This is a genomic window from Aerococcus sp. Group 1, assembly GCF_000193205.1.
GTDB lineage: Bacteria > Bacillota > Bacilli > Lactobacillales > Aerococcaceae > Aerococcus > Aerococcus urinae_A.
This window is the reverse complement of sequence record NC_015278.1, coordinates 1046569-1066982: the sequence shown is the minus strand read 5'-3', so window position 1 is coordinate 1066982 and position 20414 is coordinate 1046569. Positions and strand designations below refer to the sequence as shown.

The window sequence follows — 20414 nt, the reverse complement described above, 5'->3', positions numbered from 1 at the left end:
TAGTATATTATCATACTTATAATACTTCACGACTTCTAAGCTAGTCAAGCGGATTGGAAAAATTCGCCAACTTATCGATAAAGCTTTTGCTTTTCAGGTGCAAGCCCACATATTCATCATATAAATCATCGATTGCTCGTCGAATCATGGCTTGACTTTGACTATTTAACTGAATACTTTGTAGGTTAGCAAAGTTAATTTGACTGAACAGCTTAACGAAATGTGCTGCTCGAGCCGGCCAATGGAGTCTTCTAGGATCCCTATCGAAATGCTTTTGGCACAATAGCCCATCAAAAATAACGGAAAAATCAAAAATCCCCTGGTCCTCTTGGCAGATTTGACAGGCATGCAATTGGGGCATGACCCCAAATTTAGCCAAGAGTTGAACTTCTAAAATATTAGAAATAATGGCGGGATTAAAACCTGTCTCAATCTTATCTAAGGCTTGTTCAAGTTGAGTAAAAAGTACCTGGTCGACTTCTCTATCCGGCATAGAGGCGTCAACTAAATGGCAAAGATAGCTGGCATAAGCCATCGCTTCTAAATCACTCATGGTATGCTTGGGAAAAGTCATCGACTTGACCTCTTTAAGAAAGGAAAAGCCCCGGTCATTGATCGTGCCAATATATTCCGCCCTAACAAAGGCAAAGCTAGGTTGCTTCAACACATTGTTAGGTTTATGAATATTACGAACAAAAAACATGCGCTTGCCATAGGGTTGAGTAAAAATCTTAACCAGCAAATCTTTTTCCTTATAGGGCCTTTGGTAGAGAACAATCCCCGGAAAAGTTGCTTGATTGATGGTCATATTCTCACTCTTTCTAGCTACTCTTAAAGTTTATTAGTAATCGGTTTTTGGGCGGTAGCCAAAGTCATTGAGTAGATTACGTTTATCACGCCAATGGGGTTGGACTTTTACCCATAATTCCAGAAAGGCTTTAGAACCGAGCATGGTCTCTATCTCACGACGGGCATTGGATCCAATTCTCTTAATCATTGAACCATTTTTTCCAATAATAATGCCCTTTTGGCTCTTACGCTCAACAATAATATTGGCATAAACATGGACCTTATCATACTCATCTTTTTGCATCTTGTCGACGGTTACCGCCACCGAATGGGGGATCTCTTCACGGGTTAATTGCAAAATTTGTTCCCGAATCATTTCACTGACAACAAAATATTCAGGGTGGTCAGTGACTTGATCTTCAGGGTAATATTGCGGACCAAGTGGCATTTCCTTAGTTAATTCCTTGAGCAATTGGTCCACATTATCCCCTGTTAAAGCAGATAAGGGAATAATTTGATCAAAGATATCCTTATTAGGAATACTTTCTAAATAAGCCGCCAAGTCTTCCTTGTCTAATTGGTCGGTTTTATTCACTGCTAAGATCTTTGGCGTATTGTAAGCAGCAATTTTTTCCATAATGAAACGGTCACCTGGACCAATTTTTTCAGTGGAATTGACCAGCATTAAAATGACTTCAACCTCATCCAATGCAGAATAGGCACTTTTAACCATGTATTCCCCTAATTCATGCTTAGGTTTGTGAATTCCTGGGGTATCGATAAAGACAATTTGAACCTCATCGGTGGTATAAATGGCATGGATTTTGTTGCGGGTAGTCTGGGCCTTGTCACTCATAATGGCTACTTTTTGGCCAATAATATGGTTAAGTAGGGTCGATTTCCCCACGTTGGGACGTCCTACAATGGCTACAAAGCCTGAATGATAATTATTTGGATTGAACACAAGTAGTCCTTTCTAAATTTAAAAGAGAAGTGCTAATAGATAAGGCGTGAAAATAATTATACCAATCATTACCGAAAAAATAGATGTGAGCAAGACTAAACCAGCAGCCACATCCTTAATATGTTTTGCAATCGGATGATATTGGTAGTTTGTGGTTAAATCGACCATCCATTCAAAACAAGTATTAATCATTTCACAAGCCATAACCATAAGACAACAAAAAAGCAAAATGATAAATTCTAAGGGTTTAATTTTGAGCCAGAGTGCTAAACAAACCACTAAAAACAGTGAAGCAGTTTGAAATCGAAAATTACGTTCATGTTTAAAAGTGAATACGATTCCTTCACTAGCAAAGCCGAGTGACCGAATAAAAGACCGGTTTTTGAAGCGCTTATTCTTATAGTCTTCCTTTAGCTCTTTATTCTCTTTTGAGTCCATAGGCATCCAAAATCTCTCTTTGTAGGCCAAACATTACTTTTTCATCTTCTGGCTCGATATGGTCATAACCGTTCAAATGCAAAAAGCCATGACAAGCTAGGAAACCTAGCTCACGTTCTAATGAATGGTTATATTCCTCTGCCTGACGTTTAGCCGTGTCTAAAGAAATAATCAAATCTCCTAATTCATAAGGCAAATCTTCAGGCCACTCAGTGATAGGACTATCGCCTTCGCTCTCATCGTTGATGGCAAAACTAATCACGTCCGTTGGCCGGTCTTTACCACGGTAATCCCGGTTAATGGCGTGGATTTCGTCATCATGAACAATAGTCGCAGACATTTCCGTTTCTCGATTCAGCTCAAGTCGTTTTGCTGCTGCATCTAAGACCCCTAATATAATATTAACTTGATTTTCGCTTAGTTCTCCTGTTTTATCCTTGAATAAGACAGATAACATGCCTATTCACCTCCATGTTTCCTTTGCTCAGCTTCTTTATCATAGGCTTTAATAATTGCTGAAACCACTGGGTGTCTGACGACATCATCGGTATCAAAGTAGACAAAGCGGATGTTATCAACACCCTTGATAATGTTTTCGGCATCAGTCAGTCCTGACTTTATTCCCCTGGGGAGATCGATTTGAGTTTTATCTCCGTTGACAATCATTTTTGATCCGAAACCTAAGCGGGTCAAAAACATTTTCATTTGCGCCTTAGTCGTGTTTTGTGCTTCGTCTAAAATCACAAAAGCATCATCCAAGGTCCTACCTCGCATATAAGCTAAGGGAGCTATTTCAATGACCCCTCGCTCCAACAATCGTTCAGTATGGTCGGCACCATAGATAGTATATAGGGCATCATAGATAGGTCTCAGGTAAGGATCAACTTTTTCTTTTAAATCCCCTGGTAGGAAACCCAAACTCTCGCCAGCTTCAACCGCAGGGCGAGTGAGTATAATACGTTTGACCTGGCCCTTTTTTAAGGCAGAAACGGCCATAACTACTGCTAAAAAGGTTTTTCCCGTTCCGGCAGGTCCGATACCAAATGTTAGTGGGTTAGCCTTAATAGCATCAATATATTGTTTTTGCCCAAAAGTTTTAGGTTGGATAATCTTGCCATCATAGCTCTTCCCAATTGCCTGGTCATATAAGTCAATAAAAGTATCGAGTTGACCATTATTAGCCATTTTGGTGGCTGTAATAATGTCACGTTCTCCAATCGTTTTGCCCTTATTGATCAATACTTCAAGAGATTGAATAATTTCTGCTACTGTTTCAATCGTATCACTAGCGCCAATGAGTTCTAATTTATCACCACGAGCATTGATTTGTAAAGTATAGGATTCTTCGATCAAACGCAAATGCCGATCATGGATTCCATATAAAGTTAGAGCTGTCGCTGGATCCTTTAATTGAATGGTCTTAGTAGTCAGTGACTGTGTCAAAAGCAATCTGCCCCCTTTTAATTGATAAGATTAGTATAGCAAAAGGCGTTTAAAAAATCGAATAATGAAACAAAACTTCTGCCTTTCATTCAGTAGAAGAATTAAAAGCGCCTTGACCATATAAAAAGGAGTTGGATCAACGCTCCAACTCCCCTATACTTCTATGATAGCAAGGATTTTGCTATTTTTTGAATTTGATTACCATCCGCTTGACCTTTCAGTTTAGCTACGGCTGTTCCCATAACTTTTCCGAAGTCTTTCATTGAACTGGCACCTACTTGATCAATAACTTCCTTAACCGCTTGGGTAATTTCTTCTTCAGAAAGTTGTTTTGGTAGGTAGTTTTCAACGATTTCTATTTCTTTTGCGGTTTGGTCAGCTAAGTCATCTCTTCCAGCTTCATGAAATTCATTCACAGAATCTTTTCTTTGTTTCAATTCTCTAGATAGGATGCTTAGTTCTTCATCATCCGTTAACGCTTCTTCTTTGTCAATTTCGGCTTTTTGTAAAGCGCCCTTTAACATGCGAATAACGGATAAACGGAATTTATCTTTAGCTTTCATGGCTTCTTTCATATCTTGATTTAATTGATCAATTTTTGCCATGAGGCGCCTCCAATCTGTCCTTTAGGTTATGCACGATTAGAATTTACGTTTACGAGCAGCTTCCGATTTCTTCTTACGGCAAACTGATGGTTTTTCATAATATTCACGTTTGCGTGCTTCACGTAAGGTGCCGGATTTTGAAACCGAGCGTTTAAAGCGACGAAGAGCGTCATCAATAGATTCGTTTTTACGAACTACAGTCTTTGACATGGTATATACCTCCCCTCGTTTCATCCTTACCATTTCCTCCACTTTAGGAAATGTACAAAGTTGATTATAACGAATAATCGAAAGTCAGTCAATCTTAACTTTAATTAAAGTATGGGTCAAAAGCTAAGTTATTGGCATAAAAAATTAACTTTATTAATTATTGCCAAGCTAAATTAAAAATTGTTTGGAAAAATTCCGCATGTTTGACATCATAAACCACATCGACTAAACGACCATTTTCGTCCTCATAGGTCTGCCCTTGATTAATCCCCTTGGTAGCAACCTTGGCCTTTAAAGCATGCTTCTTTGTCAATGAAGGATCAATATAGGAAATGGCTGTCAACACATCCCAAAGATAATAAGTCGAATTTGAGACTTGGTGAACTAATGGCGGTACTAAGGCATAGCAGTTACCCAGAAAATCAATTCCTAAATTTTTCCGTTCTTTAGCCCATGCCTGACGTACTGGTATTGTTAGAGGCACTTTTTCGGTACTTTCTAAGGCAACGATATCAATAGGAAATTCTTCTTGAAATACCCGTTCGACTGCCTCTGGATCCCAAAAAGCATTCCATTCTGCTGAACCATCATGTTCAGGTTCGAGGACATTACCCTTTGCTTGAAAGGCGCCGCCCATCCAATATAGTTTGTTAATTTTAGCCGCGATACTTGAATCAGTATCTAGGGCTAGGGCTAAGTCAGACAAAGGACCTGTAAAGACAAGATCAATGGCTTGGTCAGCTGATTTAAGAATATCAACCAGTTGCAGGTGGGCAGCTTGATCAACTATTAATTTTTGACTGATTTCATATTCATTTAAAACAGGTAAGGCATCTACAGTAAAGGCATGTTCACGCCATTCCTTAGGAAAAGGATTCTTAGGTCGAGCCACTGAGGGAGCGATTTTGATTGCTTTACCTGGTGCAAAACGGTTCAGAATCTTTTCAGAAGCAGATAAAGCAGGTTCTAAATAGCAATCACCTGGAACCACACCCACACCCAGGATTTCAATATCTTTAGCCTGACTTAATAAAAATAATGCTACTAAATCATCAACTGCACCGTCGTGATTAAAATATATTTGTCGCATGAATATCCTCCTTTTCATTTATTTACTCTTTACATAGGTTACTCCATTGGCTTTAGGACCAACCGATTTACCTATAAAGAAAACGACTGTCACTAAGGTAATTAAATAAGGTAATATTTGCAACCAAAGGTCTGGAATTCCTGATAGTCCCGGAATATAGTTACTTGCATAGCCTAGAGCTTGGGCAAGTCCAAAAAATACCGCTGAGAGAGTCGCACCAATCGGATGCCAATGTCCAAAAATCATGGCTGCTAAAGCCATATAACCTTGACCAGAAATGGTCGTCACAGCAAACTCATTAGCAATTGCCTGAGACTGAATGGCACCACCGATGCCTCCCAGAAAACCTGAAATCAAAACTCCAGCATACTTCATCGCGTAAACATTTATCCCTAAGCTTTCAGCGGTTAGAGGAGACTCCCCTACTGAACGTAAGCGTAGGCCAAAGCGTGTCTTAAATAAGGCTAGCCAAGCGATAAGTGCGAGAAAAAAACTAAACCAGGCAACTGGGGGAGTATTCACAAAAAGAATCGGTCCGATTAGGGGGATTTTACTGAGAAATGTAAGCGTTCGATTGATAAAAGGAACAGCCAAAGGTCCGGTTTGTGCTGACCCTGTAAGCGCCCGGCATAAAAAGACCGTTAAGGCTGGAGCAGCCAGATTTAACACCGTTCCTGATATGGTGTGGTCAGCGCGCAAATGAATAGTCGCTACTGCATGGAGAGCAGAATAAATCAGGCCAAATAATCCTGCGATGATTAAGGAAATCCAGGGGGACCAGGAGCCAAATTGAGGGGCTAGGAAGAAATTCGCTAAGGCGCCAGAAAAAGCACCAATGACCATAATCCCCTCTAAACCAATGTTCACTACACCGGATCTCTCAGAAAAAGTGCCACCAATGGCTGTCAAGATTAAAGGGGCTGCGTATAACAAAGCATTAGAAACTAATAATTGTAGCATATCAATTAGTGACATTTTCTACTCCTTTCCCTTGGCTTGTTTAAGGGTTTGCAACTTATTTTTTGCCCAATCAATAATGTAGGCTGTCCCGACAAAAAAGATTATACATGCGATGACCACTTGGGCCATTTCATCAGGAACCCCTGCACTATTGGGCATAAAACGTGATCCCACATTTAGAATGCCAAAAAGTAAAGCGGATAGAAAAATGCCTAGTGGATGATTCATTCCTAACAGAGCAACAGCAATACCATTAAACCCTTCACTAGGAAGTGTTCCTTGAATCGTTATCCCTTGAAAAGTTCCTAAGCCAGTAATCACACCACCAACACCTGCACATAGGCCAGATAAAGTCATGGTTAAGATAATATTTTCTTTAATTGACATTCCGGCGTAACGACTGGCTTCCGGATTTAGGCCAATCGACCGGGTCTCAAACCCTTTTATAGTTTTATTTATATATAAGTGATATAAAGCCATAAAAACAAATGCAATAAATATTCCTAGATTTAACCGTGAGCCATTACTTAATTCACTGAGCCATTTTAAAGATAAACTAGCATTTTCAGTCATTTCTGGCGTTTTCAATTGGCTTCCCAAAGGACCTCTGATAATCCAGTTAGTAAGATACAGGGCAATATAATTCAGCATAATGGTAGTAATTACTTCATTACTGCCACGCCAAGCTTTGAAAGCGCCTACTAAACATCCCCAAAAACCTCCGGCTAAAGCCCCTACTAGAAAGCATAGTGGGACTAGGGCTATTCGGGGTAAATCAGGGTTAGCTAAGGCAAACCAAACGGAAGCAATCCAACCTAGTAAGTACTGACCTGGAATACCAATGTTAAAAAATTAGCCTTAGCAGCTAGAGCAAATGATAAACCGGTAAAAGTTAAAACAGTCGCTTCACGAAAAGCCTCTCCTAAGAAATAAGGGCCAGTGATCACTTTTCCGATCATCGCTTGGTAAGCAAGGATAGGATTGTAACCGAAAAACAGCATAATTAAGGCCCCAACAAAAAATCCTAGAACAATCGATAACAAGGAAATAATTAAGGCATAGGACATCTTTTTACTATTATTCACCGTTTTCACCTACTTTTTCTAATTTGTCAATTGATTCTCCTGCCATCAATAAACCTAATTCGGTTTCATTAGTCTCCTGGCTGTCCACAATACCGGTAATTTGTCCTTGGTGAATAACAGCAATACGATCAGATAAAGACATCAACTCATCCAATTCTTGGCTGACTAAGAGAATAGCCTTCCCTTTACCTCTCTCTTCCAATAACCTTTCATGAACCTCTTCAACTGCGCCAATATCTAATCCTCGAGTAGGCTGAGCAGCAATCAAGACTTTGGGGTGGTTTTCAAGTTCACGGGCAATAACAATTTTCTGTTGGTTTCCTCCAGATAACTGACTAGCCTTTGCCGAAATATTAGGAATAGCAATATGGTACTTATTGACTAGCTCTTTAGCGTTATTTTCAATCACATCAGAGCGCATAAACAAATTTTTACTAAAGGGTTTTTGATAGTAATTACGTAAAATAAAGTTATCAGAAATAGGCATTGCTAAGATTAAGCCGCGTTTATGGCGGTCTTCAGGAATATGTCCCATCCCCTTTTCAGCGATCTGGCGAGTACTATCATGGGTAATTTCTTCTCCATCTAAATAAATATGTCCCAGATTCGCTTGGCTTAATCCGGTTAAAACATCGATCAATTCACTTTGACCATTACCATCAATACCAGCGATTCCTAGTATTTCACCCGCAAATAAGTTTAAATTGATCCCTCTTAGGATCGGTTGATGACGTTTTTCTAGGACTAGATCTTTTATCTTTAGGACTTCATTACCTAGCTGGGAAGCTTCTTTATTTACATGGATTTGCACCTTACGACCTACCATCATATCGGCGAGTTCTTGTTCACTGACCTCGTCCACATCAACGGTGGCAATTTTTTTACCACGACGAATAATGGTGCAACGGTCAGCTGCAGCCTTGATTTCACTTAACTTATGAGAAATAAGAATAATTGCTTTTCCTTTAGCCGCTAAATGCCGCAAAGTTTTTATCAATTCAGTGATTTCTTGCGGGGTTAAGACACCAGTCGGTTCATCTAATATCAGAATATCAACATCTCGATAGAGTAATTTTAATATTTCTACTCTTTGCTGCATACCTACAGAGATGTCTTTAATTTTCGCTTTAGGGTCAACTTTTAAATCATAGTTCTCACTGAGCTCACTGACAATTTTTTCACTATCATCTTTCTTTAAAAATCCATGCTGGGTGAGTTCAGCACCCAGCATAATATTTTCAGTCACAGTAAAATCATCAATAAGCATGAAGTGTTGGTGAACCATGCCGATTCCCTTTTCATAGGCAACTGCTGGTGAGCTAATGGTCACCTGTTCTTGGTTGATAAGAATCTCACCACTAGTTGGGGTCAACAAACCTGTCAAAATATTCATCAAGGTTGATTTTCCTGCCCCATTTTCGCCCAATAAAGCATGAATTTCACCTTGCTTAACATTAAAGGAAATATGATCATTTGCAGTAAAATCGCCAAATTTTTTACTGATATCTTTAATTTCTAATGCTAAATTCTGTTTTGACACGATATTCATCCTTCTATTTTAAATCAGCAAGCTTTTCAGGTACGGTAATTTTATCGCTCTTGATGCCCTCACGCGCTTCATTAACGGCTGCCTTAGCTTCATCATCTAAGTTAGTATCCACTAAGTCAACTGCACCTTCTTTAACACCATTAAATTGACTTTGCCCACCAGGGAAGTCTCCTGACATGGATTGGTCAGTAACTTTTGCGATAGTCGTGCCGATGAGTTTTAAGGTAGAAGCAAGGGTAAAGTTACCTTGAGACCATTCTCCTTCACTCGATTGGTCACGGTCACAACCAATAATCCAAAGGCCCTTTTCCCCATTTTCCAAGCGATTGCGGGTTTCAGTAAAGGCACCATTCCCGGTTTGTCCTGCAGCTGTAAAGATAATATCAATGCCGTTTTGATACATTGAAGAAGAAATTTGTTGACCACGGGCAGCATCCCCAAAGGAATCCGCATATTGGACGTCAACTTCAACTTCAGGCTTAGTATCCTTTACCCCTTGTTTAAAACCAGCTTCAAAGCGTTCAATGCCTGGAATTTTCATACCGCCAATAAATCCAACTTTATCTTTCTTAGTTGATTTTGCAGCGGCGACACCAGCTAAATAAGCCGATTCGTTATCTTTAAAGGATAAGGAAACCACATTAGGCAGGTCAACTTGTCCATCGACTAAGCCGTAGTGTTGGTCAGGATTGTTTTCTGCTATTTTTTGAATAGGCTCAACCATAAAAGATCCAATACAAAATACGATATTATAATTATCAGCTGTTGCAGTCGATAAGTTAGGAATGAAATCTGCTTCTGAATGTGATTGATAAAATGAACGTGCATTTTCAGAAAAGCCATGATCCTTGGCCCATTTCTCCATTCCTTCCCAAGCTGACTGGTTGAAGGAGCGGTCATCTATCCCATTTCCATCAGTAACCATGGCAATACGATATTCATCACTAGCTGATTTGTCACTAGTAGAAGATCCACTGGTACCGGCATTTTGACCTTGACATCCAGCAAGCGCTAAACCTGCTAAAGCACCAATAACTAAAGTTTTAACTCTTTTCCCGAACATTTTGCACCTCTCTAATATAAAAAGTTCGTTTTAACTACAAGACAAGTATAACTCAGATTATAGCATAAAACAATATTTTTACGGACAAATTTCTAAATATCTTTAATATAGTTCGCTTTTTACATAATATAAATATCAATACCCGCTTTTATATTATTTAATTGTAAATTTCATTTTTATTATCTTGTAATTAAAAAAATAGGCTTATAATTGACTTTAATGCGCAATTAAACCTATTTATCATTAGCTATAAGGAGTTATTCAATGTACGATTTTATGAAGAAAGTTCCTGGTGGTCTCTTACTAGTCCCTATGCTTATATCAGCATTATTTTGCACCTTTGCCCCCGGTATTTTTGAAATTGGTGGGGCTACGCAAGCTATCTTTACTGCCGATGGTTTGAATTACATTATCGGATTTGCTTGCCTTTGCTCGGGAGCTTCTATTGATCTCTCCCATTTAAGTGTGGTCTTAAGAAAAGAAGGCGTCCTTATCCTAGTAAAGGTCATCATTAATATTGTTTTAGGCCTTTTGTTTATTCAATTCTTTGACATGGATGGGGTTTGGGGAATATCAGCCATTGCTTATATTGCTGCTATCGCTTCCACCAATCCTTCTTTATTCTTAGCCTTGGAAGGTGACTATGGGACTAAGGATGACATCAGTGCCTTTGGATTAGTTGGCTTGTTATGTACCCCAGCTTACCCTATGTTAGTTTTTAGTATTTCTCAAACCACTGCCATCAATTGGACACCAATTATCTCAACCATTATCCCCGTCATCGTTGGAGCGGTACTAGGCAATTTAGACCCTAAAATGCGGGATTATCTAGCACCAGGAGCAGCAATTACCCTCCCCTTCATGGGCTTTGCTTTTGGGGCTAACATTAATTTAATCGACGCCATCAAAGCGGGGCCACAAGGGGTGCTCTTAACCATTCTCTTCTATATTCCTATGGTTCTTATCATGGTCTTAGTTGAACGTTACCTTTTAAAAGAAGATGGGGTCACCTCCTTAGCTATGTCTTCAATTGCTGGGATGTCTGTTTCCGTTCCTGCTATTATTGGTTCATTGATTCCAAGCTATCAAGAATTTGTCGCCTCGGCTACTGCTCAAATTGCTTTTGGGGTAGTTATCAGCTCGATTATTACTCCAATTATTGCCCGCAAACTTTATCGTCCTAAAGAAACGGATCAAACAACCTTAGCCTAAAGTCTCCCAAAAAACTATCACTACTAGAATTAACCAAAAAACTCAGTCTCTTATCAATTTTTCTACCTTGACTGGCAGAGAGTCTGATAAGAGACTGAGTTTTTCTTATGCTTTATTAAGACTGCCTTTTGCTTTCAGCTAAGCATTCAGGACAGAGCCCAAAAAGTTGAAAACTATGCCCGTTAATTTCATAGCCAGGAAGCTGTTGGCTATAGTAGGATAAATCACCTAAACGAACGGGAACGGTTTTTCCGCAGTGGTTACATACGAAGTGATGGTGGTGGCCTAAGATAGGATCACAATGTTGACGGAATACCATCTCCCCATCAATTTCATTTTCTTCTAATAGATCATAATCAGTAAATAAGCGCAAATTCCTGTAAATTGTATCAAAACTTATATTAGGATGGTCCTTTTTCATGGCTTGTTGGACATCCTTGGCTGATTTAAAATGATTAATATCTTGGTCAAAAACCGCTAACATATCCGCCCGTCTTTGCGTATACTTATAGCCTAAATCATTTAATTGGTTCATAGCATTTTTTACAAATTCAGACATAGAGACCCCTCCCAATTTAATTTATTATAGCATGCAATTGCTTTATGGCCATGTTATAATTTGTTTTAAAACATAATGGATGAAATAGGATGTGTAATAATGACTGAAGAAAAACAAATTAAAGATTTTTATTTACTATCTGATGCAGTCGGCCAATTAACAACCGATCTCTTAGATAGTGTAATGGTACAGTTTCCTGATGTTGAAATCAATATAAAGAGCTTTCCTTTCATTCTTCATGAGGACTCGCTGATCCCTGTTCTGGAAGCAGCTAAAAACAATCAAGCCCATGTAGTAGTGAGCTTTGTTAAAGAAGACCTTCACCAAACCGCTGATCGCTTTTGTCAAGATCATGGGCTTTTTTATTATAACGTCCTTCATCCCATTATTGAACTGATTGGTGAAGAATCTGGTACTCCTTCTACCCAAAAGCCTGGACAGCGTCACAAATTAAATGACCAATACTATAAACGTATTCAAGCCCTTGAATTTGCGGTTCAAAATGATGATGGGCGTTACCCTAACCGTTTTGAGGAAGCAGATATCGTTCTATTAGGCATTTCGCGTACCAGTAAGACTCCCCTAAGTATCTATCTGGCCTTCCAAGGTTATAAGGTGGCTAATTTACCTTTAGTCCCAGAAGCACAATTACCTGAAGAAATTTTTAAAATTGAATCCAATAAAATAATCGGCCTCACCAATGATATTAATGTACTAAATAAATTTCGTCGTGAACGCATGCGTAGCTATGGGGTGGATGAATCAGGGCTTTATAGCGCCGATGACCGCATAGAAAAAGAACTAGCCTATGCCAATGAGGTATATGAGCGTCTGCAATGTCCTATTATCAATGTTGCCGACCGTAGCATTGAAGAAACAGCTACCCTCATTCTTATGTTCATGAACTTCAAGCCCCAACAAAAATAAGGTGACAAATTTTCTAGGCAAATATACTTAAAAAAATTGAAAAGAGGTTGCGACCGATACATCGCAACCTCTTTTGTATAATCCCATAAGGAGTGAATTAATGACACACTTGCTAATCACTATGATTGGTATACTTCCAATAACTTAACTTTTGGAGGGACTCGGATAATTAATTAAGTCCATTTGGCTGAGCGAAAGCACCCGTGTGTCGGTAAAAAAGTCGATAAAGTTTTCGCGTTTAGGCGTGAAAACAATAACTAGGGCTAAAATTGGAAACTGGCGCAGGATGACTTTCCCTAAACCTTCACGTATCAGACAGGTTCCCAATGATAAGCGACTTTCATCAGCCTTAACAACCCTTAAGCGACAGAAAAATTTACCTAAACTTTGTCCATTAAGGAGATAAGTCGACAAGGTAAAGTATAAAACCCAGATAAAATTAACCGCTAGGAAATTCACTAAATCGCCTTGTTCAAGTAAGTCTCTACTTAAAAATAGACTAGCAAGTGCTAAAAGGATACTTACTAAGGCTCTAATAAATAGATAATCTAAGCAATAGGCCAATAAACGTTGCCAAAAGCCTCCATAAACCTGGCGGGGCAATTGGTCAACTGACTCAGAATAACTAGGAAAACAAGTGGTCTTATAGCCTTCTCCTGGAACCGATTTATTTTCTAAGCTACCTTGGTAAAGTTCATCATTTAAACCAGAAATATCAATATTTTGCTTATCATCTGTTTTTTCTTTTTACCAAACATCTTATTCACCTCCGTAGAGATAATATGGACGTGGAGCTTGATCTGTTAATTCCTTAACCGCTTCAATTTCATTAGCTGGTGTATCTGCTTTCCATAACTTACTCAAAGGAATAGCTTGGCTAAAGCGACGAATTAAACTGCTAAATTGTTGTTGGTCATCATCAGTACTTACTAAGTAAACCCGGCTACCCTCTAAATCGTGGTCAGCCTTTAAGGCCGCTAAAGCATCTTGACGATAACCAATGGCATCAATCAAGTGCTTATCCAAGGCTTGTTGGCCTGAATAAATGCGCCCGTCAGCTAATTTACGGACTTCATCTTCATTCATTCCCCGGCCCTCGGCCACAATTTTTACAAAGCGATCATAGGATTCTTTTAAAATATTATTGATAATTTCCCGATCTTCATCACTAGGGTCTCTATACATCGATAATAGGTCCTTATGGTCTCCCGATTTAAAGACTTCAGGTTTAATACCATGTTCCTCTAGTAATTTACTGATATTAAAAGTGGAAAGAATGACACCAATTGACCCAGTAGTCGTTTCAGTATCAGCAAAGATCTTATCTGCAGCCATTGAAATCATATATCCCCCGCTAGCTGCCATGGATTTCATGCTGACGTAGATAGGAATTTGGCGACTTTCCTTCAAGTCCTTTAAAGCTCGGTAGAGCTCAACACTCTCGTAAACGGCTCCACCTGGGGAATCAACTTCTAGAAGTAAAGCTTTAACTTTATTATCTTCTTTTATTTTTTAATAGCAGACAGGGTTCCTTGGTGATCATAACTTTGATTAGCTGAAAACAAAGAGTTTTGATCTCCCGTATCAGCGATAGTCCCATTGACCTGGAGGACGGCAATTTGAGAATTGCTATCGCCCTCTTCGATGGTTTTATCACTAGCAAAGAATTTATTTGAGATCGCATCATCCAAATCAGCTTCTTTCTCACGTACAGCTGCACTTTGGACACCAAAGAATAGGATTAGTGCGGCCACAATGACAACGATCCAGCTTTTTTTATTCATTTTCCTCACCTTTTCTCTCTGACTAAAAGTTACATTTATTTCTTACTTAATCAGGAATTTTCTTGCAAGCAGGGATTAGTCAAGGTCAATTTTAGTCACTTCTAAATTAAGTTCATCCAATTGCTTGTCAGAAACAGGACTTGGAGCATCGGTGAGCACATCCACCGCACGACCATTCTTAGGAAAAGCCATCACTTCACGGATATTGTCTTCTCCGGCTATGAGCATCACTAAGCGGTCTAAGCCAATCGCTAAACCACCATGAGGAGGGAAACCATAATCCAAAGCATCTAATAAGAATCCAAATTGTTGGTTAGCTTTTTCCTCTGAGAAACCTAAAGCTTTTAGCATAGCTAATTGAACCTCTTTTTGGTGAATACGGATCGAACCCCCACCAATTTCATAACCATTCAAGACAATATCATAGGCTTGGGAATAGACAGATTCAGGTTCGCTTTCTAAACGGTCAAGGTCTTCTTCGTTTGGCATAGTGAAGGGGTGGTGCATGGCAGTATAGCGTTTTTCATCAGCATTATATTCTAATAAAGGCCAGTCAACTACCCAGAGGAAATTAAATTGATTATTATCCATCAAGTCTAATTCGCGACCAAATTTTATGCGAACTTCCCCTAATGAGGCATTAACTACCGAGGCTTGGTCAGCAGAGAAGACTAAAATATCGCCAGCTTCAGCGTTCATCCGTTCCATTAATGGCTGTGGTTTTTCTTTAAAGAATTTACCAATTGGTCCAGTTAGCCCATCTTCAGTCACTTTAATCCAAGCGATCCCTTTTGATCCAAATGGCTTAGTGTAAGGAGTCAAGCCATCAAGATCTTTTCTTGAGTATTGATCAGCAGCTCCTTTAATGTTAATTCCCTTAACAATTCCCCCATTTTCAATGGCCATATTGAAGACCTTAAAATCATATTGATCAACGATATCTGATAAATCAACCAATTCTAAGCCAAAGCGAGTATCAGGTTTATCAGAACCATAGCGGCTCATGGCTTCATCATAAGAAATCACTGGGAAATCTTCTGTCATGTCAAGGCCTTTAACTTGTTTCATGACTGCTTTTAACATGTTTTCGACGATATCCCGAATTTCTTCTTGGCTCAGGAAGCTGGTTTCTAAGTCGACCTGGGTAAATTCAGGTTGGCGGTCCCCACGCAGGTCCTCATCTCTAAAACAACGCACAATTTGATAATAGCGGTCAAAGCCACTAGCCATTAAAAGTTGTTTTAACAATTGTGGGGATTGAGGTAAGGCATAGAATTCACCTGGATGAACCCGGGAAGGAACTAAATAGTCACGCGCCCCTTCTGGAGTTGATTTTGATAAGTAAGGTGTTTCAATATCTAAAAAGCCATCTTGGTCTAAGAATGAACGAATGGCGTGGGTCACTTGAGACCGTAAACGGATATTATCTTGCATTCTTTGACGGCGTAAGTCGATATAACGGTATTGCATCCGTTTATCTTCATTAACATCGATAGTATCTTCCACTGGGAACGGTGGTGTTTTAGCACGATTGAGAATGGTCAAATCACTGGCCATCACTTCAATATCCCCATTTTTTATTTTTGGGTTAATTTCCCCTTCTGCCCGAGCGACAACTTGGCCTTGAACTTCAATAACGTATTCAGAACGTAGTTTTTCTGCCCGGTTAAAATGGTCACCTAGGTTAGCTTCATTAAATACTACTTGGACAAAGCCTTCGCGGTCACGCATATCAACAAAGATAACTCCACCTAAGTCACGACGACGTTGTACCCATCCTTTTAAGGTCACTTCTTGGCCGATCATTTCATTAGAAACGAGGCCACAATAATTTGTTCTTTTCATTAATCATTTCCTTCTTTCATTGCTTCTTTTACCTGGTCAAAGTGTTCAATCACATCATCAATAGCGAAATGACGCTCTTGACCAGAAGTCATATTCTTCACATTAATATTTTTTTCCGCTAGTTCGCTTTCGCCCAAGGTTAATGTATAGGCGGCACCATGGCGGTCTGCATCACGGAATTGTTTCTTAGGCTTACGTTGGTTGAGGTCAAATTCTACATTTAAGCCTTGACGTCTTAAGGCTTGAACAATTTGTAAAGCTTGACTCACAACGCTTTGCCCAATGGTAACCATATAGATATCGAGAGGATTTTCAACTGCTAAATCTGATTTTTGTGCTTCCAGTAATAAAATCAAGCGTTCCATCCCAATCGCAAAACCGAATCCCGGCACATCTTCACGACCTTCGGAAAGTTCTTTCACTAGTCCGGAATATGAACCCCCACCACAAATGGTAGTTTCCGCGCCAAAGACTTCACTATTAGTCATAATTTCAAAAATAGTATCTTGGTAATAATCGAGACCGCGAACCATATTAGAGTCAATTTGATAAGGAATATTAAGGGATGCTAATAAGCTTTGGACTTGTTCAAAACGTTCTTTAGAAGCTTCTGATAAATAATCAAGAATGTTGGGCGCATCTTTAACAATTTCCTTATCCTTGGGGTCCTTACTATCAAGCACGCGCAAAGGATTTTGATAAAGACGAGTCTTAGAATCTTCGCTCAATTCCTCTTCAAAAGGTTTTAAGTAATTAATTAAGGCTTCACGGTAGTTTAAACGGGCTTCATTATCGCCTAAGGAATTAATCACTAATTTCAAGTCTTTAACTCCAAGACTTTCAAGAATTTCCCAAGCTAGAGCAATGGTTTCCACATCACTAAGGGCGGTTTTCCCATCAAAAACCTCAACCCCTAGCTGATGAAATTGACGTTGCCGGCCACCTTGGGGACGCTCATAACGAAACATGGGACTAATGTAATAGACCTTATAAGGCTTAATGTGTTCAGGGCCATACAGTTTATTTTCAATAAAGGCCCGCACAATGGGTGCTGTCCCTTCAGGTTTCAAAGCAATATGACGGTCACCTTTATCATAGAAATCATACATTTCTTTAGTGACGACGTCGGTTGTTTCTCCTACACCACGAGCAAAAAGATCATAAGATTCAAACATGGGCGTGCGAATTTCATTAAAGCGATATTTAGCCATAATATCTCGGGCTGTTTTTTCAATTGCTTGCCAAATTTCAACTTGACCCGGTAAAATATCCACAGTCCCTTTAGGTTTTTGAATCATATCCTGCCTCCTTTTATATTTAGTGGTAATAAAAAACGTCCCTATTTCTGTTCAGAAATAAGGACGATGACAATCGTGGTACCACCTTAGTTTAGTAGTCTTACTACCCTTGTCGACTAACGCGCGATAACGGAATAGCTTTGCACTATCCACCTCAGGGGTTGTCTAAAAGTGTACGAAGTGACTTTCAGCAACTATCACTCTCTCTAAACCACACTTATCTAATGCTTTACTTGCATCCCCATCATAGGTATTCCTTAGTAAGATTACCTAATTGTTTTAAAAATGTCAACTGATTTGTAAAAAAGAACTATTTAATTTGACAGCCAGTTTCTTTCTCAAATTTCTCAACCATGCTTTGCCAGGCTTCATCGATATCTCCTGCTAAATTGAATAGGCCACTATTGCCTACAATAAAGCTTTCAGTTCCTGATTCTTTGATCACTTTAAATGTTTTTTCATTACAGGACCCGTCGACTTCGATGACATAATTATAATTATACTTTTCTTTTAACTCTTTTAATTGTTTAATTTTTTCTAGAGCTACAGGAAGAAAACGCTGCCCGGCAAATCCAGGGTCGACTGTCATTATGGTCACTTTATCAACTAAATCAATATATGGATAGATACTTTCAATAGCAGTTTCTGGATTTAAAACCACACCCGCCTTTAAACCGGCATCATGAATTTGATCGATGAGACGAAAGGCTAATCCATTTAAGCGTTCAACATGCATACAGATCCAATCACAGTTTAAATTAATCATTTTTTTAACCCAAAATGACATATCATTAACCATTAAATGACTAGAAATCGGAACGTCACTAACTTTTTTCACTTCTTCAATAAACCACGGCGACAAAGTAATATTAGGTACGAAATGGCCATCCATAATATCCACATGGTACGAATCAACATTTTGATTTAAAAAAGTAATTTGTTCATTAAATTTACTTAAATCCATACACATTAACGATGGTGCAATTTTTACTTCTGACATGTTTATCTCTCCTCTTACTTATTAGATAATCGTTATTTCGTCTAAGTCAATTTCCTCTTCATCGTCAGTTTCTTCAATAACCTCACGTTTACTGAAATCTTCCTTGATTAATGCATAAGTTAGTCCGGTAACAAGTATATTTACTCCCAAGGCAGCTAGTCCAGCTAAGGGGCGGGTCATCGTAGGTAGCATTAAGAAGCCCCCGAATGGAACGCTAGCATCAGCCCCCATGACCAATGCAACTGCTCCTCCAGATGCCCCACCTACAGCAGTGGCAAGGATACCCTTTACAATATCGTTCATGACTATAGGGATAATGCCTTCCACGATGTTCACGAAGCCCATGGGAACAGCTGATTTCAATGTTTCTACTTCAACCGGACTATAAATATTTTTACCAAATAATTTTCCTATAAAATGCGCTAGGCCAAAACCAATAGGAGTCGCTGTATTGACTAACTGTAAGGCCGTAATTGGTTCGTTAATTCCTTCAGCTTGCAAGGTTAGGACGAAGGCAAACACGGTTTTATTAACAGGGCCACCATAATCAATACCACTTAATAAGCCGATAATGCCTCCAAAAATTAGTTTGGATGAAGATCCTAAATTATTTAAGAAATTCGTCAACCAGGTTGTTAACCAGGCTACTGGCCCTCCAATGATATACACCATAATTAGATCGCCGATTAAAGAAGTTAATAGAGGAATAATTAAGGTAGGCATTAGACCTTTGGCCCACTCCGGTACTTTTAGCGACCGTATTAAAAAGAGGGCTAAAAACCCTGAGATATACCCTCCTAAAATACCGCCAATAAAACCAGCACCGACTGCGTTAGCTGTTAAACCAATAATAAATCCTGGAGCTATGCCGGGTTTTCCTGCTATAGAAAAGGCGATTCCTGTTGAAATAACCACCGGCAAAAGTCCTAGTGCTGCTCCTCCCATTGTTGCTAGAGCATCCCAAAAATTAAACTCCCCGATAATTAAGCTTTCTTGACTACTTCCTCCTAATGCCATACCAATAGCGATGAGAAAACCGGCTCCGCAGACTATCGGTATTAAATAAGAGATTGCTGTCAATAAATGTCCTTTTAAATTTAATTTTTTAAACATCGCTTTCACCTATTCGTTTTTTATAAATATATTAATGACATCTTCTGGATTTTTAGCCTCTTGTAGACAGTTCACTATATCATCATTGCCTAATTTACGAGCAAATAATGAAAGTACTTTTAAATGTTGTTTGGCCCCTTCGGTATCATTACCCACAGCAAATAAAATGATAATTTTTACCCCCTGGCCATCGATAGATTCCCAGGGAATTTCTTTATCATTAATTGCAATAGCCACCCCAATCTGATTTACTCCGGTGCTCTTGCCATGGGGGATTGCGACATAATTTCCTATACCTGTCTTTCCTTCATCTTCCCGTTTAAAAACATCTTCAATGTATAAGTCTTTATTACTAAGATAGTTAGCCTTTTCTAATAATGAGGACATAGCATAAATGGCCTCTTCCTTAGTATTGACTTGTAAATTAGTTGTTATGATTCGTTTATCCAAAATATCCTTGATTTCCATATTCCTACCTCA

General features: G+C 39.1%; 24 protein-coding genes. 2 read left to right on the top strand and 22 right to left on the bottom strand.

Annotation, left to right across the window (positions count from 1 at the left end; genetic code table 11):
- Positions 1-40 precede the first annotated feature (40 nt).
- The 13 genes from recO to HMPREF9243_RS04870 form a co-directional block, all read right to left on the bottom strand.
- Positions 41-808, bottom strand: coding sequence for a DNA repair protein RecO (gene recO / locus HMPREF9243_RS04925; protein WP_013668680.1), 768 nt, complete (start codon positions 806-808; stop codon positions 41-43).
- A gap of 33 nt (positions 809-841) precedes the next feature.
- Positions 842-1753, bottom strand: coding sequence for a GTPase Era (gene era / locus HMPREF9243_RS04920; protein ID WP_013669320.1), 912 nt, complete (start codon positions 1751-1753; stop codon positions 842-844).
- A gap of 18 nt (positions 1754-1771) precedes the next feature.
- Entirely contained in the window at positions 1772-2191 is a 420-nt protein-coding gene (locus tag HMPREF9243_RS04915; protein WP_196793316.1) for a diacylglycerol kinase family protein, read from the bottom strand.
- On the bottom strand, positions 2172-2648 hold the full coding sequence (ybeY, locus tag HMPREF9243_RS04910; protein ID WP_013669602.1) for an rRNA maturation RNase YbeY: 477 nt from the start codon (positions 2646-2648) through the stop codon (positions 2172-2174). The genes HMPREF9243_RS04915 and ybeY overlap by 20 nt, the downstream gene beginning before the upstream one ends.
- Before the next feature lie 2 nt (positions 2649-2650).
- Positions 2651-3640: a PhoH family protein gene (locus HMPREF9243_RS04905; RefSeq protein ID WP_013669959.1), complete on the bottom strand. Its 990-nt coding sequence runs from the start codon at positions 3638-3640 to the stop codon at positions 2651-2653.
- Positions 3641-3795: 155 nt separating this feature from the next.
- Positions 3796-4239, bottom strand: coding sequence for a GatB/YqeY domain-containing protein (locus HMPREF9243_RS04900; RefSeq protein ID WP_013668809.1), 444 nt, complete (start codon positions 4237-4239; stop codon positions 3796-3798).
- A gap of 36 nt (positions 4240-4275) precedes the next feature.
- On the bottom strand, positions 4276-4449 hold the full coding sequence (gene rpsU / locus HMPREF9243_RS04895) for a 30S ribosomal protein S21 (RefSeq protein WP_013669772.1): 174 nt from the start codon (positions 4447-4449) through the stop codon (positions 4276-4278).
- 157 nt (positions 4450-4606) lie between these two features.
- Positions 4607-5539 (bottom strand): nucleoside hydrolase, encoded by a 933-nt coding sequence (locus tag HMPREF9243_RS04890; RefSeq protein ID WP_013668546.1) that lies wholly within the window; start codon positions 5537-5539, stop codon positions 4607-4609.
- 18 nt (positions 5540-5557) lie between these two features.
- A complete protein-coding gene (locus HMPREF9243_RS04885; protein ID WP_013669527.1) occupies positions 5558-6514 on the bottom strand; it encodes an ABC transporter permease in 957 nt (318 codons plus the stop codon).
- Between the two features lie 3 nt (positions 6515-6517).
- A complete protein-coding gene (locus tag HMPREF9243_RS04880; RefSeq protein ID WP_231286969.1) occupies positions 6518-7309 on the bottom strand; it encodes an ABC transporter permease in 792 nt (263 codons plus the stop codon).
- 5 nt (positions 7310-7314) lie between these two features.
- Positions 7315-7584, bottom strand: coding sequence for a hypothetical protein (locus tag HMPREF9243_RS10715; RefSeq protein WP_231286944.1), 270 nt, complete (start codon positions 7582-7584; stop codon positions 7315-7317).
- On the bottom strand, positions 7577-9124 hold the full coding sequence (locus tag HMPREF9243_RS04875; RefSeq protein WP_013668967.1) for an ABC transporter ATP-binding protein: 1548 nt from the start codon (positions 9122-9124) through the stop codon (positions 7577-7579). Before HMPREF9243_RS04875 ends, HMPREF9243_RS10715 begins: the two co-directional genes overlap by 8 nt.
- A 13-nt stretch (positions 9125-9137) precedes the next feature.
- On the bottom strand, positions 9138-10196 hold the full coding sequence (locus HMPREF9243_RS04870; RefSeq protein WP_013669697.1) for a BMP family protein: 1059 nt from the start codon (positions 10194-10196) through the stop codon (positions 9138-9140).
- Between the two features lie 264 nt (positions 10197-10460).
- On the opposite strand from HMPREF9243_RS04870, the gene HMPREF9243_RS04865 reads away from it, so the two are divergent.
- The gene (locus tag HMPREF9243_RS04865; protein ID WP_013669877.1) at positions 10461-11408 is read left to right on the top strand and encodes a 2-keto-3-deoxygluconate permease; all 948 of its coding nucleotides are present in this window, start codon (positions 10461-10463) and stop codon (positions 11406-11408) included.
- A 115-nt stretch (positions 11409-11523) separates the two neighbouring features.
- Here the strand turns inward: HMPREF9243_RS04865 and HMPREF9243_RS04860 are convergent, their stop codons facing one another.
- On the bottom strand, positions 11524-11967 hold the full coding sequence (locus HMPREF9243_RS04860; protein ID WP_013669086.1) for a Fur family transcriptional regulator: 444 nt from the start codon (positions 11965-11967) through the stop codon (positions 11524-11526).
- Between the two features lie 99 nt (positions 11968-12066).
- On the opposite strand from HMPREF9243_RS04860, the gene HMPREF9243_RS04855 reads away from it, so the two are divergent.
- Positions 12067-12894, top strand: coding sequence for a pyruvate, water dikinase regulatory protein (locus tag HMPREF9243_RS04855; RefSeq protein ID WP_013668469.1), 828 nt, complete (start codon positions 12067-12069; stop codon positions 12892-12894).
- A 144-nt stretch (positions 12895-13038) separates the two neighbouring features.
- Here the strand turns inward: HMPREF9243_RS04855 and HMPREF9243_RS04850 are convergent, their stop codons facing one another.
- The 8 genes from HMPREF9243_RS04850 to HMPREF9243_RS04820 form a co-directional block, all read right to left on the bottom strand.
- A complete protein-coding gene (locus HMPREF9243_RS04850; RefSeq protein ID WP_013669216.1) occupies positions 13039-13497 on the bottom strand; it encodes an RDD family protein in 459 nt (152 codons plus the stop codon).
- Positions 13498-13653: 156 nt separating this feature from the next.
- Positions 13654-14403 carry a signal peptide peptidase SppA gene (gene sppA, locus HMPREF9243_RS09915; protein ID WP_081456639.1) on the bottom strand — a complete coding sequence of 250 codons (750 nt, stop codon included), beginning with the start codon at positions 14401-14403 and terminating at the stop codon, positions 13654-13656.
- On the bottom strand, positions 14400-14678 hold the full coding sequence (locus tag HMPREF9243_RS09910; RefSeq protein WP_049776755.1) for a hypothetical protein: 279 nt from the start codon (positions 14676-14678) through the stop codon (positions 14400-14402). Before HMPREF9243_RS09910 ends, sppA begins: the two co-directional genes overlap by 4 nt.
- Before the next feature lie 75 nt (positions 14679-14753).
- Positions 14754-16523, bottom strand: coding sequence for an aspartate--tRNA ligase (gene aspS, locus HMPREF9243_RS04840; protein WP_013669732.1), 1770 nt, complete (start codon positions 16521-16523; stop codon positions 14754-14756).
- Positions 16523-17821, bottom strand: a complete 1299-nt coding sequence (hisS, locus tag HMPREF9243_RS04835) for a histidine--tRNA ligase (protein WP_013669757.1) — start codon at positions 17819-17821, stop codon at positions 16523-16525. The genes aspS and hisS overlap by 1 nt, the downstream gene beginning before the upstream one ends.
- Positions 17822-18131: 310 nt before the next feature.
- A complete protein-coding gene (gene alsE / locus HMPREF9243_RS04830) occupies positions 18132-18821 on the bottom strand; it encodes a D-allulose 6-phosphate 3-epimerase (protein ID WP_013669622.1) in 690 nt (229 codons plus the stop codon).
- A gap of 21 nt (positions 18822-18842) precedes the next feature.
- Positions 18843-19934 carry a PTS fructose transporter subunit IIC gene (locus tag HMPREF9243_RS04825; protein WP_013668705.1) on the bottom strand — a complete coding sequence of 364 codons (1092 nt, stop codon included), beginning with the start codon at positions 19932-19934 and terminating at the stop codon, positions 18843-18845.
- Positions 19935-19943: 9 nt separating this feature from the next.
- Complete coding sequence (locus tag HMPREF9243_RS04820; RefSeq protein WP_013669434.1) at positions 19944-20402, bottom strand: PTS sugar transporter subunit IIA; 459 nt, start codon at positions 20400-20402, stop codon at positions 19944-19946.
- Between the last annotated feature and the right edge of the window lie 12 nt (positions 20403-20414).